Consider the following 24449-nt stretch of genomic DNA (forward strand, 5'->3'; position numbering starts at 1 on the left):
CTTGGCGCGCTGCCCCGGCCCTGCTGCTCGGCTGGCGCGCCGGTTACGCGCCGTTGCAGGCGAGGTAGATCGAGTTGAACACCGGCGGACCTTCCTCCTGCAGCGCGGCATTGGCCGGCCGGATGGTGGACTTGCCGCCATTGGCGTCGACGCCCGCGACGATGTTGATGCAGGGGCCCACCGCCTTGACGATGCCGTTCACGAAGGTGAAGTCGGCGCCGCCGCGGAGACGGATCGCCGCCGGCGCCGTGCTCGTCTGGATGAAGGTGAAGTTCGACACGCGGCCGAAGGTACGCGGCAGCAGGTCTTCGTTGCCGTTCGAGTCGATCTCCATCGAGAAGGAGTCGCTGGTGGCGCCGATGGTCTTCTGGGCGGTGATCAGGAACTGGACGAACCCGCGCCAGCCCACGTCCACGTCGAGGCCGTCATCGTCGGCGCCGGTGATCGCCAGGTAACGCATGTTGGTGGTGCCGCCGAACACTTCGATGCCGTCGTCCGAGCTGTTGTGGACCTGGACGTGGTCGATCGTGGTGCCCGAGCCGGTGCCGCCGAGGGTCAGGCCCTGAAGCTCGTTGCCCGGGGTGATCTCGATGCCCGAATAGCGGATCTGGACATACTGGACCGTGCCGCTGCTGTCGTTGGCCACCGCGCCGCCGTAGAGAGCGTTGCCCGTGCCCTCGACCACCGCTTCGCAGGTCGTGCTGGTGCCGCCGGCGTTGTTGGTGCCGCTGATGCAGTTCGCGATCGGCGCGCGGCCGGCGAGGATCACGCCGCCCCACTGGCCCTGCGTCGAGTCGCTGGTGCCCGCGGCGTTGAGGTTCTGCTGCGAGGTGAAGATGATCGGCGCTGCGGCGGTGCCGACTGCGTTCATCTTCGAACCGCGATTGACGACCAGGAAGTCGTTCGCCGCATCGTTCGCATTGGCGATGACGATCACGCCCGGATCGATGTTGAGCGTCGCAGCGGCGCCGCCGGCAGCCGCGCCCGAGATGCCGAGATCGACGCCGACGTCGACGCGGCCGTTGATCTGATAGGCGACGCCGTCGACGCGCGGCAGCGCGAGCGTGCCGGCGACAACCGCGGGCAGGCGGCAGATGCGGTAATTGTTGACGGTGCCGGCATCGGTGGTGCCCGTCGCGCAGGCGGTCGCGGCAGGCGCCGCGGCGGTGCGGGCAAGCGAACCGGTGCAGCTATTGGCCGCCGGGATGCTGGCCGAAGTGGTGAAGTTCAGCGTCGACGAGCTGCAGGTCCAGTCGCGGAACGCCGTGTCGTTGGCGTTGGCCACCGCGCCGATGAACGCGGTCGAGACGAGGAAGGTCGAACCCGTCGGATTGAGCGACGTCGCGTTGAACGGAGTCGCCGTAGCCGCGGCACCGGCGGGCGTGATGCCGCCGGTGAGCGGAGCGCTGCCGTTCAGCGTGTTGTTGGTGCCCGCGTTGAAGATCGCCAGCTGCTCGTCGAGCGTGACGGTCACGCCGCTCTGCGTCGTCTGCGCGAAATTGGCGGTCGGCGTCGGCGTGGCGGTCGGGCTCGGCGTCGGGGTCGGGGCCGCGGGGGTCGGCGTCGGGAAGACGATCGTGCCCGCACCGGGCGAGGCGACGCTGCTGGCGCCGTCACAGGATGCGAGCGCAAGGCTCGCGCAGCTTGTCAGCAGGACGAGGCTGAGGCGATGGAAGCTGGCCATAAAGTCTCCGTTCCGGCGGAAATGCCGGGTTGCGCGGGGTGGGCGAATGGACGGGATCGACTCGGTTCCCCCTGCCGATCACGAGGGCTGCGCTAGGAGGCTTGCGTGACGTCTCGGCGTGAATTCAGAGACTCTCACGCGTCATTTATATGACAAATGAGTTACGTTGCTGCAGGAGCGCAACGAGCGCGACCCGCCGAGCCACCGGGCGGAATCCTGCATCGCCGCGGCCCTGAACCGGCGCACCATCACCCATGAGCCTGGCTAATGGGTCTCGCGAGAAATGGTGGTTTGTGCCGCCGTCCCTGCTGCGATCATTTCACTCGCGCAAAGGGAGATCACGATATGTCCATTCGAGCCGCGCTCGCTGCCACACTGCTGTCGTCGACGGCACCCGCACAACAAGCGGACGATCCGCTGCTTCGCCCGATCGCTCCCGAAAGCGCCACGAAATGGCTGGGGCCGGAGGCGCCGATCCGCGTATTCGGCAATTTCTATCTGGTCGGCTTCGAGGGCCTCAACGTCGGGCTGATCGACACCGGCGCCGGGCTGATCCTGATCGATGGCGCCGTGCCGCAGGGCGTTCGGGCGATCGAGGCGAACATCCGCAAGCTCGGCTTCCGGGTCGAGGATGTGAAGTACATCCTGAGCACCGAACCGCATTACGATCACGCCGGCGGCATCGCCGCCCTTGCGCGCGACAGCGGGGCCACCGTTATTGCAGGCACGGCCGCCGCGACGGTGCTGCGGGGCGGTACCGATCCCTCGGACGCGCAGGCGAGCTGGCTGGAGCCCTTCCCTGCCGTGTCGCGGCTGCGCATGGTTCGCGACGGCGAACGGATCCGACTGGGCGCGGTGACGGTCACCGCCCGCGCCACGCCGGGCCACACCCGGGGAAGCACCAGTTGGACCTGGCAAAGCTGCGAGGGCCGTCAGTGCCGCACGATCGTCTTCGCCGCCAGCCTCAATCCCGTGGCGCCGCCGGCCTACCGCTTCTCCAATCCCGACCATGCGTGGCTGATCGCCTCGTTCCGCCAGTCGTTCGCAACGATGCGCCGCATGCCCTGCGACATCCTCATCACCGCGCACCCGAGCCAGTCCGGGGGAGCCGAGAAACGCCAGCGTCTCGGCCAGAGGGCGAAGCCCAACCCCTATATCGATCCGGACGCGTGCCGGGCCTATGCCCAGGATTTCGCGGCAGCACTCGACGAACGGCTGGCGCAAGAGCGCGCGCCGCGAGCGCAGTAGATACGAAAAAGCCCGCCGGTCACGGGAACCGGCGGGCTTCTCTACATGGTGGGCGCGGCAAGGATTGAACTTGCGACCCCTGCGGTGTGAACACAGTGCTCTACCACTGAGCTACGCGCCCATTCGCCTTTCGGCGGAAACGGGAAGCGGGCCTTTAGGGGCAGCGGGGTGCGCTGTCCAGCCCCAAAGGCCGCTTTATCCCCTGGTCAGTTGACCGAATCCTTGAGGCCCTTGCCCGCCTTGAACTTGGGCTGGTTCGACGCCTTGATCGTCATCTCCTCGCCGGTGCGCGGGTTGCGGCCGGTCGAGGCCTTGCGCTTGCTGACCGAGAAGGTGCCGAAGCCGACCAGGCGAACTTCGTCGCCCTTCTTGAGCGCGGTCGAGATCGCATCGAACACTGCCTCGACGGCCTTGGTGGCGTCACCCTTGCCGAGGCCGGAGGTCTCCGCGACCGTCCCGATCAGCTCTTGCTTGTTCATGCTGGTGGATTCCCCCTGAGTGAGTGCGTCGAAAATGAATCGAAAATGAGTCGCGGCGGCAAGCCGAGTAAGCCAGTCAGCACGCGACCGCCGCCGCTGTCAAACCCTCAGCGGCGGTTGCGTGCCAAAAAGCGACGTGACCTCAATGGTGAACGGCGTCGCCGATCCCCGGCACGTGCGCCGGCGGCTGGGCCGCGAGCTCGTCGGCGTCGGTCCAGTCGATCGCGGTGAGCGGCTCGGTGAGCGCGAGCCGCAGCACTTCGTCGACATGGGCGACGGGAACGATCTCGAGCCCTTCGCGGATATTCGCGGGGATCTCGGCAAGGTCCTTCTCGTTCTCCTGCGGGATCAGCACGGTCTTGATCCCGCCGCGGAGCGCCGCGAGCAGCTTCTCCTTCAATCCGCCGATCGGCAGCACCCTGCCCCGAAGCGTGACCTCACCGGTCATCGCTACGTCCTTGCGCACCGCGACGCCGGTGAGCGTCGAGACGATCGAGGTGACCAGCCCGATGCCCGCCGACGGACCGTCCTTCGGCACCGCGCCTTCAGGCAAGTGGACATGGATGTCCTTGCGCGCGAACAGGCTCGGCTTGATGCCATAGCTGGGTGAGCGTGCCTTGACGAAGCTGAACGCGGCCTCGACCGATTCCTTCATCACGTCGCCCAGCTTGCCCGTCGTCTTGATCGCGCCCTTGCCGGGCACGGTGACGCTCTCGATCGTCAGCAGCTCGCCGCCTACCTCGGTCCAGGCGAGCCCGGTGACCGCACCGATCTGGTTCTCCTCCTCGCCCAGGCCGTGGCGGTATTTCTGCACGCCGGCATATTCGTGGAGGTTCTCGGGCGTAATGGTGACCGAAGTCTCCTTGCCCTCGAGGATCTTGCGCAGCGCCTTGCGCGCGAGCTTGGCGATCTCGCGCTCGAGCGTGCGGACGCCCGCCTCGCGGGTGTATTTCTGGATCAGCGCGCGCAGCCCCTCGGGTGTGAGCGTGAACTCGCCTTCCTTCAGCCCGTGCGCCTCGATCTGCTTATCGATCAGGTGGCGCTCGGCGATCTCGACCTTCTCGTCCTCGGTATAGCCCTCGAGCCGGATGATCTCCATGCGGTCGAGCAAGGGCTGCGGCAGGTTGAGCGAGTTGGCGGTGCACACGAACATCACGTCCGAAAGATCGATGTCGATCTCCAGATAATGGTCGTTGAACTTGTTGTTCTGCTCGGGATCGAGCACCTCGAGCAGCGCCGAGGCGGGATCGCCGCGGAAATCCTGGCCGAGCTTGTCGATCTCGTCGAGCAGGAACAGCGGGTTCGACGCGCCTGCCTTGCGGAGGTTGGTGACGATCTTGCCCGGAAGCGAGCCGATATAGGTGCGGCGGTGGCCCCTAATTTCAGCTTCATCCCGAACACCGCCAAGCGACTGGCGGATGAACTCGCGCCCGGTCGCCTTCGCGATCGACTTGCCGAGGCTGGTCTTGCCCACGCCCGGTGGGCCGACGAGGCACAGGATCGGCCCCTTCAGCTTGTTGGTGCGCGCCTGGACCGCGAGATACTCGACGATCCGGTCCTTGACCTTCTCGAGCGCGTAATGGTCCTGGTCGAGCACGCCCTGCGCCTCGGCGATGTCCTTCTTGAGCTTGGACTTCTTGCCCCAGGGCAGCCCAAGCAGCACGTCGAGATAGTTGCGCACGACGGTCGCCTCGGCGCTCATCGGCGCCATGGTCTTGAGCTTCTTGAGCTCGGCGGTCGCCTTGGTCCGCGCTTCCTTGGAGAGCTTGAGCGTGGCGATCTTCTGGGTGAGCTCGGCGACCTCGTCGCCGTCACCCTCGTCGCCCTCATTGCCCAGTTCGCGCTGGATCGCCTTCAATTGCTCGTTGAGATAATATTCGCGCTGGGTCTTCTCCATCTGGCGCTTCACGCGGCTGCGGATCTTCTTCTCGACCTGCAGCACGCCCAATTCGCCCTCCATGAAGGCGAACACCATCTCGAGGCGCTTCTGGGGATCCTTCTCGACGAGCAGCGACTGCTTGTCGGCTACCTTGACCGCGATGTTGGCGGCGACCGCGTCGGCAAGGCGCGAGGCGTCGTCGAGCTCGGCGAGCTGGACCGCGGTCTCGGCGGGCAGCTTGCGGTTGAGCTTGGCGTAATTCTCGAACTGGTCGACCACCGAGCGCATCAGCGCCTGGACCTCGGCGCCCTCGACCTCGGCTTCCTCGGCGGGGCTGACGGTCGCGGTGAGGAACGCGCCCGATTCGTCGACCGTATCGAGCACGCCGCGCTCCTTGCCCGCGACCAGCACGCGCACGGTGCCGTCGGGCAGCTTGAGGAGCTGCAGCACCTCGGCGGAGACGCCGGTGTCGTACAGGTCCTCGCGGCCGGGATCGTCCTCGGCCGGATCGAGCTGGGCGACGAGGAAGATCTCCTTGTCGTCGGCCATCGCAGCCTCGAGCGCTGCCACCGACTTGTCGCGGCCCACGAAGAGCGGCACGATCATGTGCGGGAAGACGACGATGTCGCGAAGCGGCAGGACAGGATAGGACTGCTTCATGAATACTCCTGGGCCCGAACGGCCCTTGCTTTCCACTATATATGGGGCCCACGCCAGCGGCATCAATCATATCGCCCGAATCAATCGGGCATACCATCCGCCCCGACCACTCGACCGATGGAGGAACCCATTACCAAGCGCTTCCTGATCGCCGCCTCTGTTCTCGCGTCTGCGCTCGCGCTGTCCACCACGCCGGCCTTGGCCCAGCTCGGGCCCGGCGAGCCGCCGATCACCGCCCAAACGAGCAATTCGGGCGGTCCGTTGCATCCGGAGCAACGCAAGCTGCAGCTCGACTCGGCGGGCCTCGCGATCGAGATCTTCCCGGAGCGCCAGGCGATCGCCGGAACCGCGACGCTGCGACTGACGGCCAAGGCGCCGGTGCGAACGCTCGTCCTGGATCTCGATCGCAACCTGTCCGTCTCGGCGGTCGCGATCGACGGCCAGCCGCTGAAGGCGGGGAGCTGGAACAATCCCGAAGGCCGAATGACGATCCGGCTGCCAAAGACCATCGGGACGGGAAAGACAGTCACGGCGCGCGTCACTTACGGCGGGACGCCCCATATCGCGGTGCGCCCGCCCTGGGATGGCGGCTGGACATGGTCCAAGACGCCCGATGGCCGCCCCTTCATCGCCACCTCGGTGCAGATGGAAGGGTGCGACCTCATCTGGCCGTGCATCGATTCGCCGACCTACGAGCCCAAATTCGCCGATCTGCACATCACCGTGCCGCAGGGCCTGAAGGCGCCCTCCAACGGCGTGCTGAAGGGCGTGCAGGCCCTGGCCGACGGACGCACGACCTGGAACTGGCACGTCGCCAATCCGACTCTCTACGGCGTCGCGATCAACGTCGCTCCCTATGAGGAGATCTCGGGAACCTACAAGAGCCGCTTCGGCAACGAGATCCCGATGCACTTCTGGTATCTGCCCGGACCCGGATTGGAGCAGAAGGCGAGGCAGCTCTTCAGCGAATTCGCCCCGACGCTCGATTTCTTCGAAAGCGTGATCGGCCCCTACCCCTTCGGCGACGAGAAGCTCGGCGTGGTGGAAACGCCGCACAAGGGCATGGAGCACCAGACGATCAATGCCTATGGCAACCATTATGCGAAGACGCAGTGGGGCTTCGACGATCTGTTCCAGCACGAGTTCGCGCACGAATGGTTCGCCAACCAGCTGACAGTGCCGGATTGGGATGATTTCTGGCTTCACGAAGGCACGGGCAGCTACATGCAGCCGCTCTACGGCCGCTGGCGCGAAGGCGAAGGCGTCTACACCGCCATGATGCTTCAGTCGCGCCCCGGAATTCGCGCCAAGACCGCGATCGTCACGGGCCGACCGCAATCCGCCGAAGACGTCTACGACGACAAGAACGGTCGCGGCGGCGACATCTACAGCAAGGGCAGCTGGACGTTGCACACGCTGCGGAACCTCATCGGCGACAAGGCCTTCTTCGACGCGTTGCGCCTGGCGATCTACGGCCGCACCGATCCCAAGCCCGGCAACTTCAAGCCGCTCTACCGGACCACGCCCGAGTTCATCGGCTTCGTCCGGCAGGTGACCGGCACCGACTATCAATGGTTCTTCGACGTCTATCTCTACGAGGCCGCGCTTCCCGAGCTGGTACAGAAGCGCGACGGGACGACATTGTCGCTCGCCTGGAAGACGCCCGGCAACAAGCCTTTCCCCATGCCCCTCGACGTTTCGGTCGACGGCGTGGTGACCCGGCTGGCGATGACGGGCGGCAAGGACACGCTCACGGTTCCCGTCGGCGCCCATGTGACGGTGGACCCCTGGTCCAAGATCCTGATGCAGTCGGACAATATCGACGCGCTTCAGGCCTATCGCGCCGAAATGATGCGCAAGAAGTGAGACCGGAAGCAATGAAGCCCTTCCACATCGCCCTCCTCCTGGTCGGCGCGGCCGTCTCGCCTGCGCATGCGCAGGTCGCCCCCGGCGAGCCGCCGATCACCGCCAACACCCAGAGCTCGGGCGGACCGATCGATCTCGAGCGCGCCGCCCTGCGGCTCGATCATGTCGATCTCGCGATCGAAGTGTTCCCCGACACGCAGCGGCTGCAGGGCGTGGCGACGCTGACTCTGCACAGCACGGCGCCGCAGCGCCGGCTGCTGATCGATCTCGACAAGAACCTGCCGGTCACCGCGGTCAGCGTCGACGGCAGGCCGCTGCCGCGCACCGGCTGGTCCAACCCCGAGGGCCGGCTGACGATCTCCCTGCCCGAGACCCTCGCCGCCGGCAGCCGCGCGGTCGTGCGGATCGCTTATGGCGGCACCCCGCACGTCGCGGTGCGCGCGCCGTGGGACGACGGCATCGTCTGGGCCAAGACGCCCGACGGCAAGCCGTGGATCGCGACCACGGCGGAAGGCTATGGCTGCGACCTGTTCTGGCCCTGCCTCGACTTCCCCGCGGGCGAACCGGCCAAGGTCGACCTGCACATCACCGTGCCCAAGGGCCTTTCGGCCCCCTCCAACGGCATATTGCTGAAGGTCGAGACGCTGCCCGACGGCCGCACGACCTGGCATTGGCACGCGCGCAGCCCCAACCCCTATTCGGTGGTGCTCAACATCGCGCCCTATGCCGAGATCAAGGGCAGCTACGAAAGCCGTTTCGGCAACAGGATCCCGCTCCAATATTGGCACCTGCCGGGCCGCGAGGCCGGCGCACGGGGGCTGTTCGCCGAATTCGCGCCGACGCTCGATTTCTTCGAGGCCAATGTCGGCCCCTATCCCTGGGGCGACGAGAAGCTCGGCGTGGTCGAGACGCCGCATCTCGGCATGGAGCACCAGACGATCAACGCCTATGGCAACAATTACCGCAAGGCGCCCGAGGGCTACGACTGGCTGTTCCAGCACGAGCTCGCGCACGAATGGTTCGGCAACCAGATGTCCGCGGCGAACTGGGACGATTACTGGCTCCACGAGGGCTATGGCCAGTACATGCAGCCGCTCTACGGCCGCTGGCGCGAAGGCGAGGCCCGCTATGCGGTGATGATGGACAAGTTCCGCAACCAGATCGCGAACAAGGCGCCGATCGTCTCCGGACGGATCCTGACCGAGGAAGAGGTCTATGAGGAGGAGAAAGGCGGCCCCGGCGGCGACATCTACGTCAAGGGCGCCTGGGTGCTCCACACGCTTCGCAACCTGATCGGCGACAAGGATTTCTGGGAAGTCACGCGCCGGCTCGTCTATGGGCGCCCCGATCCGAAGCCGGGCAATTTCCAGCCGCGCTTCGCGACCACCCCCGAATATGTGGGCATCGTGAACCAGGTGACCGGCAAGGACATGACCTGGTTCTTCGACGTCTATCTGCGCGAGGCGGCGCTTCCCGAGCTGCTCCAGACCCGCGAGAGCGGACGGCTCACGCTCAAGTGGAAGACGCCGAACGACAGGCCCTTCCCGCTGCCGGTCGAGGTGGAAGTGGGCGGCAAGGTCGAGACCGTGGCGATGGAGGGCGGCACCGGCAGCATCGCGGTGCCGGCGGACGCGCATGTCGTTGTGGATCCGAACGCACGCATCCTCAAGCGGTCCGAGGCCGTCGAGGCCTATCAGGCCGACGCACGGCGGCGGGAGCAATAGGCTCCCGCCGCGCCGGGACTAGCCGGCCGGGCGAAGCACGCGTGCCAGCACATAGGCGAAGACGACCTGCCACGGCGTGTAGATCTTGAGGGGCTGCACCAGGTCGCTCACGAACGAGTTACCGGTCGCGCCCGTCGTGAGGTACAGGTACAGGCAGAAGCTGCCGACAGCACCGAGCAGCACCGTGCCGAACGCCTCGAAGGTCAGGCTCGATCCCTTGCGCAGCAGCCCGAAGATCGCACAGAGCAGGAGACAGCCGCCCGCTCCGATCGCACCGCCGACGAACCCGCGCAGGAAGCCGACCTCGTCACCGCTGATCCCGCTGACCGTCTTCAGCGCGACATAGTGCATCAGCGTGAAGCCGACGAAGAACACCAGCGCCTTCACGGCGAAGCGGTGGTGGCGCTCCTGCCACACGAACGGCAGGCCGAACAGCGGCGTAATCCACACCGCGCCATTGTCGATGTGGAAGTAGAGCACGATCGCCAGGCCGATCACGTACAAGACGTGGCCAAGGACCAACCATTTGAAGGTCTCGAGGGCCGCAGGGTTGAGCGCCAGATCGAAGGGCGAATGATACTCGCGCGGATCTTCGTCGTCGAGAATGGCAACATCGGACATAAGTCACCTCTCCATCCCGTTTACTGCCGGAGATGGTGCGCCTCGTGGGCGAGTCGGTCAATCGCGCGTGCATGCAAAAACGGCCGGAAAGATGTCTTTCCGGCCGCTTGTGCAGTGTTTTGGCAACAGAAGCTCAGGCGGCGCTGCCGGCCTTTTCCTTCTTGGCGTAGATGCGGACCGGATCCTTGCGCCCGTCGACCACGTCCTTGTCGATCATCACCTCGTCGACGCCGTCCATTCCGGGCAGGTCGAACATCGTGTCGAGCAGGATCGCCTCGAGGATCGAGCGCAGCCCGCGCGCGCCGGTCTTGCGGTCGATCGCCTTCTTCGACACCGCGGTGAGCGCGTCGTCGTTGAAGCCGAGCTTGACGCCCTCCATGTCGAACAGCTTCTGATACTGCTTGACCAAGGCGTTCTTCGGCTCGGTGAGGATCTTGACCAGGGCCTCGATGTCGAGGTCCTCGAGCGTCGCGATCACCGGCAGGCGGCCGACAAACTCGGGGATCAGGCCGAACTTAAGCAGATCCTCCGGCTCGGTCTGGCGCAGCACCTCGCCGGTGCGGCGCTCTTCCGGCGCGGCGACATAGGCGCCGAAGCCGATCGACTTGCCCTGCAGGCGATCGCCGATGATCTTCTCGAGGCCGCTGAACGCGCCGCCGCAGATGAACAGGATGTTGGTCGTATCGACCTGGAGGAACTCCTGCTGCGGATGCTTGCGGCCGCCCTGCGGCGGAACCGAGGCGGTCGTGCCTTCCATCAGCTTGAGCAACGCCTGCTGGACGCCCTCGCCCGAAACGTCGCGGGTGATCGAGGGGTTCTCGGCCTTGCGCGAAATCTTGTCGATCTCGTCGATGTAGACAATTCCCCTCTGCGCGCGCTCAACATTATAGTCCGAAGCTTGCAGCAGCTTGAGGATGATGTTCTCGACATCCTCGCCGACATAGCCGGCTTCGGTGAGCGTCGTCGCATCGGCCATCGTGAACGGCACGTCGAGGATGCGCGCCAGCGTCTGCGCCAGCAAGGTCTTGCCGCAGCCGGTAGGGCCGACGAGCAGGATGTTCGACTTGGCGAGCTCGACGTCCGCGCCCTTGGCGCCGTGGTTGAGCCGCTTGTAGTGGTTGTGCACGGCGACCGAGAGCACGCGCTTGGCCTGCTTCTGGCCGATGACGTAATCGTCGAGCACGTCGCAGATTTCCTGCGGCGTGGGGACGCCGCCGTCCTTCTTCGACACCAGCGCGGACTTGGTCTCCTCGCGGATGATGTCGTTGCAGAGCTCGACGCACTCGTCGCAGATGAAGACGGTGGGGCCGGCGATGAGCTTGCGCACCTCGTGCTGCGACTTACCGCAGAACGAGCAATAGAGCGTGCTCTTGGAGTCGCCGCCGCTGAGCTTGGTCATTCAATCCATCCTTTACGCGCCGAACGCGTAGCCACTACCCGCCATCCTACACGCGGGTTCCCGTCCGGCAATCCATAATCGGCCCGCAGCGAAGCGGTGCCATCCGTCCGCGGGCCTTTGCCCGCGGACGGCTATAATCCAATATTCTTAAGCAGCTGCTGCGTCTTCGGTCGGCTGCGGCCGCTTTTCGTAAACTTCGTCGACGATCCCGAACTCCTTGGCCTCATTGGCCTCGAGGAAGGTGTCGCGATCCATCGCGCGCTCGATCCTCTCGAGCGGCTGACCCGTATACTTGGCATACAGGTCATTCATCCGCTGGCGAATACGGAGAATCTCCTTAGCCTGGATCTCGATGTCCGAGGCCATGCCCTGCGCGCCACCCGAGGGCTGGTGCACCATGATGCGGGCATTGGTGAGCGCGACTCGCAGGCCCGGCTCTCCGCTCGCGAGCAGGAAGCTGCCCATCGACGCCGCCTGGCCGATGCAGACCGTGCCGACGCGCGGGCGGATATATTGCATCGTGTCGTGGATCGCCATGCCGGCGGTGACCACGCCGCCCGGCGAGTTGATGTACATCCAGATGTCCTTCTTCGGGTTCTCGGACTCGAGGAAGAGCAGCTGGGCGGTGATCAGCGAGGCCATGTGGTCCTCGACGCCGCCGGTGACGAACACGATCCGCTCGCGGAGCAGGCGCGAATAGATGTCGAAGCTGCGCTCGCCGCGGCTCGACTGTTCGATGACGATCGGAACGAGACCGCCGGTAACGGGATCAATGGTCATCTGACCGGAAAGCGGATGCATGTGGGATTTTCTCTTGGATGTTTGCCCAGGGTTCCCAACATCGGCGCTCGGGCTGCGCGGCGCAAGGGGGGAACGCAGTGAATGGGCGGTATTGAACCGAACCTGGCCGACTCCCACATCGTTGCGATGGCGACACATACGGTCCTGGTGACGGGCGGCTCGGGCTTCGTGGGAAGCCATGTCATCCTCCAGTTGCTGGAGGCGGGGCATTCGGTACGCACCACCGTCCGCAGCCTGGCGCGCGAACCCGAGATCCGCGCGGCCCTCGCCCGCGCCGGCGCGGATGTGGGGGAACGCCTGACCTTCTTCGCCGCCGACCTGGAGAAGGACGAAGGCTGGGCCGAAGCGGTGGCCGGCTGCGACTATGTCCAGCATGTCGCCTCCCCCTTCCCGCCCGCACAGCCCAAGGACGAGAACGACCTGATCCGCCCGGCGCGCGAGGGAACGCTGCGCGTGCTCCGGGCGGCGCGGGACGCCGGGGTCAAGCGCGTCGTCGTCACCTCGTCCTTCGCCGCGATCGGCTATGGCCAGGGGCAGCGCGAGACGCCCTATACCGAAACCGACTGGACCGATCCCGAGGGCCCGGCGGTCCAGCCCTATATGAAATCGAAGACGCTCGCCGAGCGCGCCGCCTGGGACTTCATCGCCCGCGAAGGGGGCGGCATGGAGCTGGCGGTGGTCAACCCGGTCGGCATCTTCGGCCCGGCGCTGAACGGCGACCTGTCGACCTCGATCTTCCTCGTCCAGACGATGCTCGAGGGCAAGATGCCCGGCACGCCGCGACTCTATCTGGGCGTGGTCGACGTCCGCGACGTCGCCGACCTCCAGCTGCGCGCGATGACCGACCCCGCCGCCGCGGGCGAGCGCTTCCTCGCGGTGGCCGGCGAGGCGATGTCGTTCCACCAGATGGCGACGGTGCTCCGCGAGCGACTGGGCCCGGCGGCCTCCAAGGTGCCGAAGCGCGAGCTGCCCGACTGGCTGATCCGGCTGCTGGCGATCTTCAATCCGCTTGCGCGCGAAGCCGTGCCGCGGCTGGGGATCAAGGCGGATGCCAGCAACGAAAAGGCGCGCCGCGTGCTGGGCTGGACGCCGAGATCGAACGAGGATGCGATCGTCGCGAGCGCGGAGAGCTTGATCAGGCTCGGGCTGGTCGCCGGAGCCTGATCCGGCTTCACTCGCCGGCCAGACACCGCTGCTGGTAGGTTTCGTTCATCAGATCCATCCGATCCATCACCCAGTCGGACTTGCCGTCGATCGCGCCGTAATTGGCCTTCGAATCGTCGCGCGTCGTCGCCATTTGCGCGGTGGCCGATGCCATTGCCGCGGCCTGCCCGATCGGGCCGGGCAACATGCTCCCCAGCATGCCGGCGGCTTCGAGCGCCTTGGTCTTCGCGCCCTTCCTGTAGACGATCGCCTCGCGCGCGGCCTCGATCTCGTCCAGCTGCTTCAGCCTTCCGCGCGATTCGGCGAGGACCTGCGCGCAGCTGAGCTTGTCGTCGCCGGGCAAGGCCGGCCCGTCTGGAAGCGGGTTCGGGATCGCGTAGGCGACCGGCGCCTCCTGCCCGTCCAACGGCGCCGCGACACCTGCCAGCAACGCCATACCAATCCCGAGCCGCAACGCTCCGCGCATCCTCGTTTCCCCGCAAGAAAAACGAAGATGTGATCGCCTGCCGCTCAGTGCAGAAGCATTTGTCGACGAAACCCGTCCTGCGCCCTGCCAAGAGGCCGCTCAGCCCCCGAACGGCCCCTTCACCGCCAGGTAAGCGAGCCGCCGCATCTCGCGCCGGCCGCGCACCACCGTGTCGAGGATCAGCCCGGTGAACAGGTTGAGGAAGGCGAGGATCATCAGCCCCGTAGCGAGGATCGCGGTCGGGAAGCGCGGGACGCTGTGCGTCTCCAGGTACGTGATCGCCAGCGGGAAGGCGAGGATCAGCGCCATCATCGCGAACACCGTCGCAATGAACCCGAAGAACAGCATCGGCCGCTCGATCCGGTAGAGCACCGCGATCGTCTTCGCGATGCGGAAGCCGTCGCGATAGGTGTTGAGCTTCGACGCCGAACCCTCGGGCCGCGCGAAATAGCGCGTCTCCGCCTCCCCGACGGGCATCTTGAGCTCGAGCGCATGGACGCTGATCTCGGTCTCGATCTCGAACCCCGAGGAGAGCACCGGGAAGCTCTTCACGAAGCGCCGCGAGAAGACACGATAGCCCGAGAAGATGTCGGTGAAGCTGCGCCCGAAAAGATGCGCGAGCAGCCCGGTCATCGCGCGGTTGCCGAGCACATGACCGCGGCGATAGGCCTCGGCCGCCTCGTGCACGCGGGTGCCGACGACCATGTCGAGCCCCTCGCTGGTCAGCCGCTCGACCATCGCCGGCGCGGCGCCCGCGTCATAGGTCGCGTCGCCATCGGCCATCACATAGATATCGGCATCCACGTCGGCGAACATCCGCCGCACGACATTGCCCTTGCCCTGCATCCGCTCGCTGCGGACGATGGCACCGGCAGCGCGCGCGACCTCGATCGTGCGGTCGCGGCTGTTATTGTCGTAGACGTAGATGGCGGCGGCGGGGAACGCCGCGCGGAAGCCGGCGACCGTCTGCGCGATCGCCGCTTCCTCGTTGTAGCAGGGCAGAAGGACTGCGATGCGCGGTTCGGCCAAGTTCATCCCCCCACGCGTCACCCCGGCCTTGTGCCGGGGTCCACCGGGCGGCCAAGCGAGACGCTAAATCGCTGGCGCATAGCTAGCGGCACCGTGGACCCCGGCACAAGGCCGGGGTGACGGTGTGGCCAGAATCAGTCGGCCTTCTTCTTCGCCGGGGCCTTCTTGGCGGGCTTGGCCGGAGCCTCTTCCGCTGCTTCGGCCTTGGCGGCCGGCGCCTTCTTGGTCGCCGCCTTCTTCACCGGCTCGGCCTCGACGAGGTCGTCGGCACCGGCCGGGGTCTCGACCTTCTTGTCGGCCTTGGACGGCGCCTTCTTGGTGGCAGCCTTCTTCGCCGGTTCCTCGGCCTGGGCTTCGTCGGCCGCGGCTTCGGCCTTGGCCGGCTTCTTGGCGGCGGCCTTCTTGGCCTTGGGCTTGTGGTTGTCGTGGTCGTGCGTGTAGGTGCCGGTGTCGAAGCCCTCGTCGCTCTCGATCGCGGCCTCGAGCTCCTCGCGCGTCACTTCGCGCTCGCTGATCTCGGCCTTGTCGAACAGGAAGTCGACGACCTTGTCCTCGAACAGAGGCGCGCGCAGCTGGGCGGCCGCCATCGGCTCCTGCTGGACATATTGGATGAAGCGCTGGCGATCCTCGGGGCCGTATTGCTGCGCGGCCTGCGCGATCAGGCGGTTCATCTCCTGGCTGTTGACCTCGACGCCGTTGGCGGTGCCGATCTCGGAGAGCAGCAGGCCCAGGCGCACGCGGCGCTCGGCGATCTTGAAGTAATCGTCGCGCTCGGCCTCGAGCTCGGCGAGCGCAGCGGCGGGATCCTCCTCATGCTCGGTCTCGTGGACGAGCTGGTGCCAGATCTGCTGGAACTCGGCGTCGACCATCGACGGCGGCACCGGGAAGTCGTGGCCCGCGGCGAGCTGATCGAGCAGCTTGCGCTTCATATAGGTGCGGGTGAGGCCGTTGAGCTGCTGCTCGATCTGGCCCTTGAGGAGCCCCTTGAGCTGCTCGAGGTCCTGCAGGCCGAGCGCCTTGGCGAAATCGTCGTCGATCTTGGTCTCGCCGGCGGTCTTCACCGCGGTGATCTTGAGATCGAAGGTCGCGGGCTGGCCCGCGAGGTTCTTGGCGCCGTAATCCTCGGGGAAGGTGACGTTGATCGTCTTCTCGTCGCCGGCCTTCACGCCGACGATCTGGTCCTCGAAGCCCGGGATCAGGCGGCCCGAGCCGATCTCGACCGCCATGCCCTCGCCGGTGCCGCCCTCGAAGGCGACGCCGTCGGCGGTCTTGCCGACGAAGTCCATCGTCACCTGGTCGCCGGTGGCGGCCTTGTGCTTGGCGGGGGCGTCGTCCCAGCCCTTCTGGTTGCTGGCGAGCTGCTTGAGCTGCTCGTCGACCGCGGCATCGTCGGCCGGGACGGTCAGGCGCTCGAGCTTGAGGCCCTCGATCGACGGCGTCGGCACGTCGGGGAGCACTTCGAGCTCGATCTTGATCTCGGCGTCCTTGCCGGGCGCATAGTCGCCCTCGAGGCTCACCGCCGGCTGCATCGCCGGGCGCAGCTTGTGCTCGACGAGCAGCTTCTGCACGCCTTCCTGGATCGAGTTGTTGAGCGCGTCCTGCGCCAGCGCCTCGCCGTGCATCTTGCGCACGAGGTTCGCGGGGACCTTGCCCGGGCGGAAGCCGGGCATGCGGACCTGCGGGGCGACCCGCTTCACTTCGGCATCGACCTTGGAGTCGATGTCCTTGGCAGTGATCTTGAGCGTGTAGGCGCGCTTGAGGCCCTCGTTCAACGTCTCGACAGTCTGCATTCTTTCAGGCTTCCACACTAGAATTGGGATCGCGGCGCCGGGACGCTGATCAGAGAGCGGCGGTGCTGGTGCGGGCGAAGGGACTCGAACCCCCACACCTTTCGATACCAGAACCTAAATCTGGCGCGTCTACCAGTTCCGCCACGCCCGCAGGGGCACCGCCGGTCGGCGGGCTCTATAGCAGTCATGGGCCCCGGGGCAAGCCGCGAAGCAACTGCGTCGCCGCGCCCCGCGTTCAATGGGGGACAAGGAGAGTCCTGATGCCCGTCGAGCCCCCCATCCCGGCCACGCCCGAGCCCGCGCCTTCGGAGAATCCCGGCGCGCCGCAGCCGGGCCAGCCGACCGCGCCGCCGCCCGAATATAATCCGCCCGCGCCCGACGTGGACGTGCCCGCGCCGCAACCCGGCGGCGACCCGAAGGTTGCGCCGGGGCAGCCGATGGCGTGAGAAGAACACGAATGACGCGGTGGCGAAGAGCCGGCCGCCACCACCGCACCGGTTCAGTTCGTGCCGGCGAGATCGACGATGCGATCCCTTTCGTAACGGAAGACTCCGGCCATCTCGGGGATCCGCCCGATCGTCACGCCGAAATAATTGGGCAGCTTGCCGACCGGCCGATACTCCGCGCGCCGCACGGTCATCTGCGCGAGCCGCGGATCGAGCGTCATCTCCGCCGGAGCCGGCCCCAGATAGTTGGGAATGTCCATCACCACCGGCATCGACGAGTCGCCCGGTGTCGCCTTGGGACGTGCTATTCCGTCGGTCAGGATCACGCCCATGTCGACGATCTCGCCCGCCCGCGCCTCGAACTTGACGCTGCCCATGCAGAAACAGGAGCCGAGCGCTGCGTTGGGCCCGATCACCAGATGTCCATAGATGCGATATTCGCCCGGAGTGAGTTCCTGCAGATAAGTCGACGCACCGCCCTTGGCCTTGGCGAAGCGATCGAGCGGACCGATCCCCACCGCCGCCATTGCCCCGAACGGAGTGAACTCGAAATTGGCCTCGGTCGGCTCGATCGGCTCGTCCGGAATTCGAGGCGCGGGCGAGCCCTTGGGCAGCTTGGCCGCCGCGGTCACGGCGCGATCATAATTGGCGCGCTTCTTCGCATATTTCCCCCGCGCCTCGGCTAGGGCCTTGCTCCGAAGCTCGGCGTAGACCGCCTGCTCGTCCGCGGTCGGCATGCGCATCAGGTAAAGCGGCACCGCCTCGTCGGTGCGCAGCATCACATACGCCTTGGCGGGATCGAGCGCCACCACCGGCTTGTCCTTGACTGCCTTCGTCTCGACGAAGACCGGATGTTTGTCGCCCGCGATCGCGGGGCTGGCCAGCGTCAGCGACGCCAGCGCGGAAAGGAGAAGCTTGTTCACAGGCCCAACGCCTTTTCCTCGGGCTTGGCCGATGATGCGACCAGTGCCTGTTGTTGCAGATAGCGGGTGCGGTCCTTTTCGCTGACGCCCGACAGGCCCTCCTCGAAGTTGAACTCGGTCCACAGCTTCTTGGGCAGGCCGTAGCGGTCATAGCCCTTAAAGTGCATACAGGTCCGCATGTTGACGCGACGCACGCGACGCTTCTCTCCCGATCCCCATATCGCCTGGGCCAGCATGTCGCCCAGTGCCCCACCGATCGCGCCCGCGAGTGTTCCTGCATAGGGATAGGGCACTTGCGTATAGCCGATGCCGCTCACCAGACCGCGCGCGTAGCCGTCGCATTCGCGGACATCGGCATAGGCCGTCGCGAAATCGGTATCGAGCCGGTGGAAGTAGTAATATTTGTCATAGTCGCCCGCATCGCTTGGATCGGGCTTGAATTGCAGTTCCGGCATCTTGATCGACGCCGGATCGATTGCGTCAGGCACGCCGAACGGCGATGCGCTGTCCGCCAGATAGGTTGTAGCCGACACGGCCGCCGGGGCGCTTCCCGCGTCCGCGGTCGCCTCCTGTGCTCGGACCGGTGCAACGGCACACACCAGCGCAGCGGCCGCCCCGAGGGCAGCCACGCTCGTCAGTTTCATGATTTCTCCCCCTCACGATGGCGTCGAATCGCCATCCCCCGGGACGGAGAATATTCAGTACCGCGTTCGAAACAATCCCGAATCTCGATGCTACGCCGCCGGAACCCGCCGCGCCGTCAGCACCTTGACCGGCGTCACCGGAACCTCGCCCTTGAAGCTGCCCTGCAGCGTCTTGGCCGGCGAGATAGGCGCGTCCATGATCTTGACCGCCACGTCCATCCCCTCGACCACGCGCGCGAACGCGGCATAGCCGAGATTGTCGCCCGGCTTGGCGGGATCCGCGTCGAAGGAAGGCTGGTCGCCGACCATGATCGTGAACTCGCCGCGCGCGCTGCCCGGCGCGAGTCGCGGCATCGAGAGCGTGCCGTCGAGATGCCTGATCCCGGTCTGGCTGGTCGGTTCGTGCTTGACCGGCGGAAACATCTTCGCCGGAGCGTTCTGCACGCCGAACTGGACGAAGCCGAACCGCTCCTGGACCTTCACCGTGCGGTAGAAGACGATGCCGTCGAGCCGTTTGGCGTCGACATAGCGCAGGAAGTTCTTCGCGCTGATCGGCGCCTTGTCGAGATAGACCTCGACGACGATCCGGCCGGCGCTGGTCTCGAGCGCGACGCGGGGGTTGGGCGCGGGTGCAGGCGTGACTTGCGCGAGGGCGGGCAACGCGAGGAAACAGAACAGCATCAGGACCAGGTGGCGCATGGATTTCGTTGCCTCGCGACGGATTGCCGGCATGCTAGGCCGAGATCATGCGAAAGCAACGCCGCGTCAGGCGTTGGCGTACCAATAATTGTCGGCCTCGCCGCTATCCAGGCTTCGCTGGAACAAGATGCAGGCATTGTCGCCCCAATTGGTCGACGGGTTCCACCAGCTGTCGCCGTCGACGAATATCGACCGGGTGCCGTAATAGCCGTCCTGATTCTGGGGATTGCCGTAGGCGTCGCGCGTGACATCGGACCAGAGGCGCAGCCCGTCGGGAACAGTGAAGCCATGCTGCTTCAGGGCGTCCGCGAAGTAATCCGCACCGCCGCCCCCGACGTTTCCGCCGAAGTGATTCAGAGCGTCGATCAGTTCGGGAATGGGCATGACGCTCCAGTTCCAGCAGCCGGTCTGCCAATGCACGGCGTTTTCGAGCGGCTGCAGCCCGCCGTTGAAGGTGCTGACATCGTCACTTTCGCCGTGCTGGACCCATGCGCTGATGATCAGGCAGAACATCCTGATGCCGTCGGGCACGGTGGTGATCACCACATTGGGCGGCAGCGACTTGACCGGCGTCGAGACCGTCGAGACCGTCTTGTCGGTCGGATCCGCCCACTGGAACGTGTCGACCGCGTCGCGCATCCCGCGCAGCAAGCCGAGCTGGGCGGTGCGGTTGGTTTGCCAGTCAGCCAGCGTCCGCACCGCCCCCTCGTGATCGCCCTGGTCATTGAGATATTCGACGCAGTGCATCACTGCCTGTGCCTGCTGGCTGTCGAGATAGGCCCAATGCTTCTGGATCGCGTTGGTGGCATCCGGCCCGAAGAATTCATAATGCGTGTGCACGACGCGATTCCAGGCTGTCAGCACCGAAGTGGTGCCCGCCGCGCCGGCCAGCGCGTTGTTCCAGGTGGCAGGCGCGTCGGCGATCGACTTGTCCATCTCGGCCCGGATCAGCTTTTTGGCATTGGCGATGCCGTCCGTATCGCCGGGGTCGCGATCGGCGAGATCCTTGAACAGTCCGCCCAGCGTGGTGTTCGTCGCGATCAGGTCGTCGAGCGGCTGCGCAACCACGTCGTAATTCACCTGGGTGATGGCGCTGTCGAACGCAGTCCGAAACGCGTCGATCGTCGTCTGCAACGTCGCGATGGCGGAGATGATCGCATCGAGCTGCGCGCTCATCTGCGCCTGGCTGTCGGTGGTGATCCCGGTCGCCGAAAGGAGCTGGCCGAAGGCGAAGCTCGCGACCGGCCCGACCACGGCCTCGGCAAGGTTGCTGCCGATCGATTCCGCGGCGTCTTCCGCCTCCGCCAAAGCTGCCATGAAACCCCTCCCCCGATCTGCGCACGTGCGCAGTTGCGAAGATATGGGAACGGCGGCGAAATGAAAAGCGCTTCGCGAGAGGGGGTCCTGCGGAGCCCTAGCCTGCCAACGCCTTCTTGAGCAGCTCATTGACCACCGCCGGGTTGGCCTTGCCGCCCATCGCCTTCATCGTCTGTCCGACGAAGAAGCCGAACAGCGCCTCCTTGCCGCCGCGATACTGCTCGAGCTGGCCCGGGTTCTTCGCCAGCACCTCGGCGATCACCGCCTCGATCGCGCCGGTGTCGCTGGTCTGCTTCATGCCCCGCTCTTCGACGATCCTGGCCGGCGCGTCGCCGGTCTCGAGCATGATCTCGAACACCTGCTTGCCGAGCGTGTTCGAGATCGTCCCGTCGGCGACCAAGGCGAGCAATTCGGCGCCCTGCTCGGGGCTGACCGGGCTCTCATCGAGATCCTTGCTCAGCCGGTTGAGCGCGCCATACAGGTCCGAAAGCAGCCAGTTGGCGGCAGCACGGGCGACTTCGTTCTCGCCCTTCTTCTGGATGCGCGCGCTCTCGGCCAGCAGCGCCTCGAACCAGCGCGCGGTATCCGCATCGGCCGTCAGCACGGCGGCGTTATAGGCGCTCAGCCCCAGCACGCCCTCGTAGCGACGACGCTTGGCGTCGGGCAATTCGGGCAGGCTCGCCCGGCATTCCTCGAGGAACGCATCGTCGAGCTCGAGCGGCAGCAGGTCGGGATCGGGGAAATAGCGATAGTCGTGCGCGTCTTCCTTCGAGCGCATCGAACGCGTCTCGCCGCGATCGGGATCGAACAGCCGCGTCTCCTGGACGATCCGGCCGCCGCTCTCGAGTACCTCGACCTGGCGGCGCGCCTCGGTCTCGATCGCCTGCATCACGAAGCGTACCGAATTGACGTTCTTGGTCTCGGTGCGGGTGCCGAGTTCCGTACCCGGCTTGCGGACGCTGACATTGACGTCGGCGCGCATCGAGCCCTGGTCCATATTGCCGTCGCACGAGCCGACATAGCGCAGGATCGCGCGCAGCTTGGAGAGATACGCCCCCGCTTCCTGCGGCGAGCGCATATCGGGCTTGGACACGATCTCCATCAGCGCCACGCCGGCGCGGTTGAGATCGACGTAGGAGCGCGTCGGATGCTGGTCGTGCATCAGCTTGCCGGCGTCCTGCTCGACATGGATGCGCTCGACACCGATCGCCTTGACCTCGGCCTCGGGATCCTTCTCATCGAGGCTGATCTCGACCGTCCCCTCGCCCACCAGCGGGTGGAAAAGCTGGCTGATCTGATAGCCCTGCGGCAGATCGGCGTAGAAGTAATTCTTGCGATCGAAGCGCGACCATTTGTTGATCACCGCCCCGATCGCCATGCCGGTGCGCACCGCCTGGCGGATGCACTCGCGATTGGGCGTCGGCAGCATGCCGGGCATCGCCGCGTCGATCAGCGACACCTGGCTGTTGGGCTCGGCGCCGAACGCGGTCGCCGCGCCCGAGAAGAGCTTGGCGTGCGAGGTCACCTGCGCATGGACCTCGAGGCCGATCACGACCTCCCATTCGCCGGTGTCGCCCTGGATGCGGTAATCGCTCATTCGATCTTCCTGCATTAAACTCTGCCCCGGTCTTTTGGCGATCCGTCCGGATTTCGCAGACCCAGCGCAATTTCGTGCTCAACTTTCGGCGTCAGTTCACCGCCCAGCTCAGCCTCACCAACACAACCCCAACAATCCCCACCACAATCGGTAGAAAGCGGGTCGCTTTCGACATCCAACGGACGCCGGCACGTCATGCAAAAGCGCGCGGCTACCACCAGCTCTCCGGCCGCGCCGTGAACCCGGCGCGCTCCTCGATCGCCAGCCCCGCATTCAGCACGCCTTGCTCGTCGAGCGGCTTGCCGATGATCTGGAGGCCCAGCGGCAGCCCGCTTTTGTCGAGCCCGCCCGGCACCGACATCGCCGGCAAACCGGCGAGCGAGCTCGGCACGGTGAAGACGTCGTTCAGGTACATCGCCAGCGGATCGGCCGATTTCTCGCCCAGCGCGAACGCCGCGCTCGGCGCTGTCGGGGTGAGCAGCAGGTCGCACTGCGCCCACGCATTGTCGAAGTCGCGCGCGATCAGCGTGCGGACCTTCTGCGCCTGGGTGTAATAGGCGTCGTAGAAGCCCGCCGAGAGCACATAGGTGCCGATCAGGATGCGGCGTTTGACCTCGTCGCCGAAGCCCGCGGCGCGCGTCGCGGCGTACATTTCCTGAAGGTTCTGCCCGTCGGCCAGCTCGCGCAGCCCGTAGCGTACGCCGTCATAGCGCGCGAGGTTGGACGAGGCCTCGGCCGGCGCGATGATGTAATAGGCCGGCAGCGCATATCTGGTATGCGGCAGGCTCACCTCGACCACGTCGGCGCCGGCGTCCTTCACCCAGTCGATCCCGCGCTGCCACAGCGCCTCGATCTCCTCGGGCATGCCGTCGACGCGATATTCCTTGGGGATGCCGATCTTCTTGCCGCGCAGGCTCGACGACAGGCCGGCCTCCCATTTCGGCACCGGCAGTTCGAGCGAGGTCGAGTCCTTCGGATCGAAGCCCGCCATGCTCTCGAGCAGGATCGCGCAGTCGCGCACGTCGCGCGCCATCGGCCCGGCCTGGTCGAGCGACGAGGCGAAGGCGACCACGCCCCAGCGCGAGCAGCGGCCATAGGTCGGCTTGATGCCCGAGATGCCGGTGAAGGCCGCCGGCTGGCGGATCGAGCCGCCGGTATCGGTGCCGGTCGCGCCCGGCACGATCCGCGCGGCGATCGCGGCGCTGCTGCCGCCCGACGAGCCGCCGGGCGCCAGCGGGGCATTGTCGCCGCCGCCGCGCCGCCACGGCGAGATCACGTTGCCGAAGTACGAGGTCTCGTTCGACGAACCCATCGCGAACTGGTCGAGATTGAGCTTGCCGAGCATGCCCGCGCCGGCGTCCCAGAGCCGCTGCGACACGGTCGATTCATAGACCGGCTTGAAGCCCTCGAGCATGTGGCTCGCGGCGGTGGTCTGCACGCCCTTGGTGGCGAACAGATCCTTCATGCCGATCGGCACGCCGGCGAGCGGACGCAGCGTCTCGCCCGCAGCGCGCGCGGCGTCCGCTTCCTTGGCCGCGGCGATGGCATGGTCGGGCGTCTCGACGATGAACGCGTTGAGCGCCTTGGCGCGGCTCACCTTGACGATGAACGCGTCGGCCACTTCACGCGCCGAGAAGGTTCCCGCGCGGATGCCGTCGCGCAGCTGCGCGATGCCCAGATCGGTGATGTCGCTCATTCGACCACCTTCGGCACGGTGAAGAAGCCGTGCTCGCCCTGGGGCGCGTTCTGGAGGACGGCGTCGCGCTGCTGGCCCTCGGTCACCACGTCGGCGCGCAGGCGCAGCGTGTTGGGGATCACGGCGGTCATCGGCTCGACCTTCGCGGTGTCGACCTCGCCCAGCTGCTCGATCCAGCCGAGGATGTTGTTGAGCTCGGGCACGAGGCGCTCGGCATCGGAATCGCTGATCGCGATCCGGGCGAGGCTGGCCACCTTCTTCACGGTTGCGGTATCTACGGACATGAGGGCGCGGCTAGCACCCCGCCTCCGTTCCGT

21 protein-coding genes and 2 tRNA genes are annotated in these 24449 nt (G+C 66.3%); 5 read left to right on the forward strand and 18 right to left on the reverse strand.

The annotated features are described in order from the left end of the window. Positions 1 to 43: 43 nt before the first annotated feature. Positions 44 to 1684 carry a hypothetical protein gene (locus tag MT490_RS08365; RefSeq protein ID WP_297385942.1) on the reverse strand — a complete coding sequence of 547 codons (1641 nt, stop codon included), beginning with the start codon at positions 1682 to 1684 and terminating at the stop codon, positions 44 to 46. 345 nt (positions 1685 to 2029) lie between these two features. Between MT490_RS08365 and bla the strand changes: the two genes are divergently transcribed. Then, complete coding sequence (gene bla, locus MT490_RS08370) at positions 2030 to 2932, forward strand: subclass B3 metallo-beta-lactamase (protein ID WP_297385944.1); 903 nt, start codon at positions 2030 to 2032, stop codon at positions 2930 to 2932. Positions 2933 to 2978: 46 nt separating this feature from the next. Here bla and MT490_RS08375 read toward each other — a convergent pair. The 3 genes from MT490_RS08375 to lon all read right to left on the reverse strand — a co-directional run bounded on the left by MT490_RS08375 (position 2979) and on the right by lon (position 5950). Next, positions 2979 to 3053, reverse strand: a tRNA-Val gene (locus MT490_RS08375). A gap of 85 nt (positions 3054 to 3138) precedes the next feature. Then, the gene (locus MT490_RS08380; protein WP_297385946.1) at positions 3139 to 3411 is read right to left on the reverse strand and encodes an HU family DNA-binding protein; all 273 of its coding nucleotides are present in this window, start codon (positions 3409 to 3411) and stop codon (positions 3139 to 3141) included. 142 nt (positions 3412 to 3553) lie between these two features. After that, the gene (lon, locus tag MT490_RS08385) at positions 3554 to 5950 is read right to left on the reverse strand and encodes an endopeptidase La (protein WP_297385947.1); all 2397 of its coding nucleotides are present in this window, start codon (positions 5948 to 5950) and stop codon (positions 3554 to 3556) included. A gap of 117 nt (positions 5951 to 6067) precedes the next feature. Between lon and MT490_RS08390 the strand changes: the two genes are divergently transcribed. Beyond that, positions 6068 to 7816, forward strand: a complete 1749-nt coding sequence (locus tag MT490_RS08390; protein WP_297385950.1) for a M1 family metallopeptidase — start codon at positions 6068 to 6070, stop codon at positions 7814 to 7816. Positions 7817 to 7827: 11 nt separating this feature from the next. Then, a complete protein-coding gene (locus tag MT490_RS08395) occupies positions 7828 to 9540 on the forward strand; it encodes a M1 family metallopeptidase (protein ID WP_297385952.1) in 1713 nt (570 codons plus the stop codon). An 18-nt stretch (positions 9541 to 9558) separates the two neighbouring features. Here the strand turns inward: MT490_RS08395 and MT490_RS08400 are convergent, their stop codons facing one another. The 3 genes from MT490_RS08400 to MT490_RS08410 form a co-directional block, all read right to left on the reverse strand. Then, positions 9559 to 10161, reverse strand: coding sequence for a hypothetical protein (locus tag MT490_RS08400; RefSeq protein ID WP_297385954.1), 603 nt, complete (start codon positions 10159 to 10161; stop codon positions 9559 to 9561). A 133-nt stretch (positions 10162 to 10294) separates the two neighbouring features. Further along, positions 10295 to 11560 (reverse strand): ATP-dependent Clp protease ATP-binding subunit ClpX, encoded by a 1266-nt coding sequence (clpX, locus tag MT490_RS08405; protein WP_297385956.1) that lies wholly within the window; start codon positions 11558 to 11560, stop codon positions 10295 to 10297. Between the two features lie 147 nt (positions 11561 to 11707). Then, positions 11708 to 12340 carry an ATP-dependent Clp protease proteolytic subunit gene (locus tag MT490_RS08410; RefSeq protein WP_297385958.1) on the reverse strand — a complete coding sequence of 211 codons (633 nt, stop codon included), beginning with the start codon at positions 12338 to 12340 and terminating at the stop codon, positions 11708 to 11710. 147 nt (positions 12341 to 12487) lie between these two features. On the opposite strand from MT490_RS08410, the gene MT490_RS08415 reads away from it, so the two are divergent. Further along, positions 12488 to 13525, forward strand: coding sequence for an aldehyde reductase (locus MT490_RS08415; protein ID WP_297385959.1), 1038 nt, complete (start codon positions 12488 to 12490; stop codon positions 13523 to 13525). 7 nt (positions 13526 to 13532) lie between these two features. On the opposite strand, the gene MT490_RS08420 is transcribed toward MT490_RS08415, so the two are convergent. The 4 genes from MT490_RS08420 to MT490_RS08435 all read right to left on the reverse strand — a co-directional run bounded on the left by MT490_RS08420 (position 13533) and on the right by MT490_RS08435 (position 16961). Then, positions 13533 to 13961 carry a hypothetical protein gene (locus MT490_RS08420; protein WP_297385960.1) on the reverse strand — a complete coding sequence of 143 codons (429 nt, stop codon included), beginning with the start codon at positions 13959 to 13961 and terminating at the stop codon, positions 13533 to 13535. Positions 13962 to 14090: 129 nt separating this feature from the next. Further along, on the reverse strand, positions 14091 to 15026 hold the full coding sequence (locus MT490_RS08425; RefSeq protein WP_297385962.1) for a glycosyltransferase family 2 protein: 936 nt from the start codon (positions 15024 to 15026) through the stop codon (positions 14091 to 14093). Between the two features lie 128 nt (positions 15027 to 15154). Then, complete coding sequence (tig, locus tag MT490_RS08430) at positions 15155 to 16810, reverse strand: trigger factor (protein ID WP_297385965.1); 1656 nt, start codon at positions 16808 to 16810, stop codon at positions 15155 to 15157. Between the two features lie 66 nt (positions 16811 to 16876). After that, a tRNA-Leu gene (locus MT490_RS08435) sits at positions 16877 to 16961 on the reverse strand. 109 nt (positions 16962 to 17070) lie between these two features. Here MT490_RS08435 and MT490_RS08440 point away from each other — a divergent pair. Continuing rightward, entirely contained in the window at positions 17071 to 17256 is a 186-nt protein-coding gene (locus MT490_RS08440; RefSeq protein ID WP_297385966.1) for a hypothetical protein, read from the forward strand. 53 nt (positions 17257 to 17309) lie between these two features. On the opposite strand, the gene MT490_RS08445 is transcribed toward MT490_RS08440, so the two are convergent. The 7 genes from MT490_RS08445 to gatC form a co-directional block, all read right to left on the reverse strand. Next, positions 17310 to 18179 carry a hypothetical protein gene (locus MT490_RS08445; protein ID WP_297385967.1) on the reverse strand — a complete coding sequence of 290 codons (870 nt, stop codon included), beginning with the start codon at positions 18177 to 18179 and terminating at the stop codon, positions 17310 to 17312. Next, a complete protein-coding gene (locus MT490_RS08450; protein WP_297385969.1) occupies positions 18176 to 18823 on the reverse strand; it encodes a hypothetical protein in 648 nt (215 codons plus the stop codon). The genes MT490_RS08445 and MT490_RS08450 overlap by 4 nt, the downstream gene beginning before the upstream one ends. A gap of 90 nt (positions 18824 to 18913) precedes the next feature. After that, positions 18914 to 19522, reverse strand: a complete 609-nt coding sequence (locus tag MT490_RS08455) for a peptidylprolyl isomerase (protein WP_297385970.1) — start codon at positions 19520 to 19522, stop codon at positions 18914 to 18916. A 66-nt stretch (positions 19523 to 19588) separates the two neighbouring features. Beyond that, entirely contained in the window at positions 19589 to 20839 is a 1251-nt protein-coding gene (locus MT490_RS08460) for a hypothetical protein (protein ID WP_297385971.1), read from the reverse strand. Positions 20840 to 20936: 97 nt separating this feature from the next. Further along, positions 20937 to 22436 carry an Asp-tRNA(Asn)/Glu-tRNA(Gln) amidotransferase subunit GatB gene (gatB, locus tag MT490_RS08465; RefSeq protein WP_297385972.1) on the reverse strand — a complete coding sequence of 500 codons (1500 nt, stop codon included), beginning with the start codon at positions 22434 to 22436 and terminating at the stop codon, positions 20937 to 20939. Positions 22437 to 22647: 211 nt separating this feature from the next. Continuing rightward, positions 22648 to 24132 (reverse strand): Asp-tRNA(Asn)/Glu-tRNA(Gln) amidotransferase subunit GatA, encoded by a 1485-nt coding sequence (gene gatA / locus MT490_RS08470; protein WP_297385973.1) that lies wholly within the window; start codon positions 24130 to 24132, stop codon positions 22648 to 22650. Further along, positions 24129 to 24416 carry an Asp-tRNA(Asn)/Glu-tRNA(Gln) amidotransferase subunit GatC gene (gene gatC, locus MT490_RS08475; protein WP_297385974.1) on the reverse strand — a complete coding sequence of 96 codons (288 nt, stop codon included), beginning with the start codon at positions 24414 to 24416 and terminating at the stop codon, positions 24129 to 24131. The genes gatA and gatC overlap by 4 nt, the downstream gene beginning before the upstream one ends. Positions 24417 to 24449: the final 33 nt, after the last annotated feature.

This window comes from Sphingomonas sp. (assembly GCF_026460985.1).
In the GTDB taxonomy this organism is placed as follows: domain Bacteria; phylum Pseudomonadota; class Alphaproteobacteria; order Sphingomonadales; family Sphingomonadaceae; genus Sphingomonas.

Bases quoted from the DNA above. Each gene is read 5' to 3' on its own strand.
- MT490_RS08380 (WP_297385946.1), bottom strand. From the start codon at position 3,411: ATGAACAAGCAAGAGCTGATCGGGACGGTCGCGGAGACCTCCGGCCTC.
- MT490_RS08400 (WP_297385954.1), bottom strand. From the start codon at position 10,161: ATGTCCGATGTTGCCATTCTCGACGACGAAGATCCGCGCGAGTATCAT.
- gatB (WP_297385972.1), bottom strand. From the start codon at position 22,436: ATGAGCGATTACCGCATCCAGGGCGACACCGGCGAATGGGAGGTCGTG.
- lon (WP_297385947.1), bottom strand. From the start codon at position 5,950: ATGAAGCAGTCCTATCCTGTCCTGCCGCTTCGCGACATCGTCGTCTTC.
- MT490_RS08440 (WP_297385966.1), top strand. From the start codon at position 17,071: ATGCCCGTCGAGCCCCCCATCCCGGCCACGCCCGAGCCCGCGCCTTCG.
- MT490_RS08425 (WP_297385962.1), bottom strand. From the start codon at position 15,026: ATGAACTTGGCCGAACCGCGCATCGCAGTCCTTCTGCCCTGCTACAAC.
- clpX (WP_297385956.1), bottom strand. From the start codon at position 11,560: ATGACCAAGCTCAGCGGCGGCGACTCCAAGAGCACGCTCTATTGCTCG.
- MT490_RS08420 (WP_297385960.1), bottom strand. From the start codon at position 13,961: ATGGCGTTGCTGGCAGGTGTCGCGGCGCCGTTGGACGGGCAGGAGGCG.
- MT490_RS08455 (WP_297385970.1), bottom strand. From the start codon at position 19,522: ATGCGCCACCTGGTCCTGATGCTGTTCTGTTTCCTCGCGTTGCCCGCC.
- tig (WP_297385965.1), bottom strand. From the start codon at position 16,810: ATGCAGACTGTCGAGACGTTGAACGAGGGCCTCAAGCGCGCCTACACG.
- MT490_RS08460 (WP_297385971.1), bottom strand. From the start codon at position 20,839: ATGGCAGCTTTGGCGGAGGCGGAAGACGCCGCGGAATCGATCGGCAGC.
- MT490_RS08395 (WP_297385952.1), top strand. From the start codon at position 7,828: ATGAAGCCCTTCCACATCGCCCTCCTCCTGGTCGGCGCGGCCGTCTCG.
- bla (WP_297385944.1), top strand. From the start codon at position 2,030: ATGTCCATTCGAGCCGCGCTCGCTGCCACACTGCTGTCGTCGACGGCA.
- MT490_RS08365 (WP_297385942.1), bottom strand. From the start codon at position 1,684: ATGGCCAGCTTCCATCGCCTCAGCCTCGTCCTGCTGACAAGCTGCGCG.
- MT490_RS08415 (WP_297385959.1), top strand. From the start codon at position 12,488: ATGGCGACACATACGGTCCTGGTGACGGGCGGCTCGGGCTTCGTGGGA.
- MT490_RS08390 (WP_297385950.1), top strand. From the start codon at position 6,068: ATGGAGGAACCCATTACCAAGCGCTTCCTGATCGCCGCCTCTGTTCTC.
- gatA (WP_297385973.1), bottom strand. From the start codon at position 24,132: ATGAGCGACATCACCGATCTGGGCATCGCGCAGCTGCGCGACGGCATC.
- gatC (WP_297385974.1), bottom strand. From the start codon at position 24,416: ATGTCCGTAGATACCGCAACCGTGAAGAAGGTGGCCAGCCTCGCCCGG.
- MT490_RS08410 (WP_297385958.1), bottom strand. From the start codon at position 12,340: ATGACCATTGATCCCGTTACCGGCGGTCTCGTTCCGATCGTCATCGAA.
- MT490_RS08450 (WP_297385969.1), bottom strand. From the start codon at position 18,823: ATGAAACTGACGAGCGTGGCTGCCCTCGGGGCGGCCGCTGCGCTGGTG.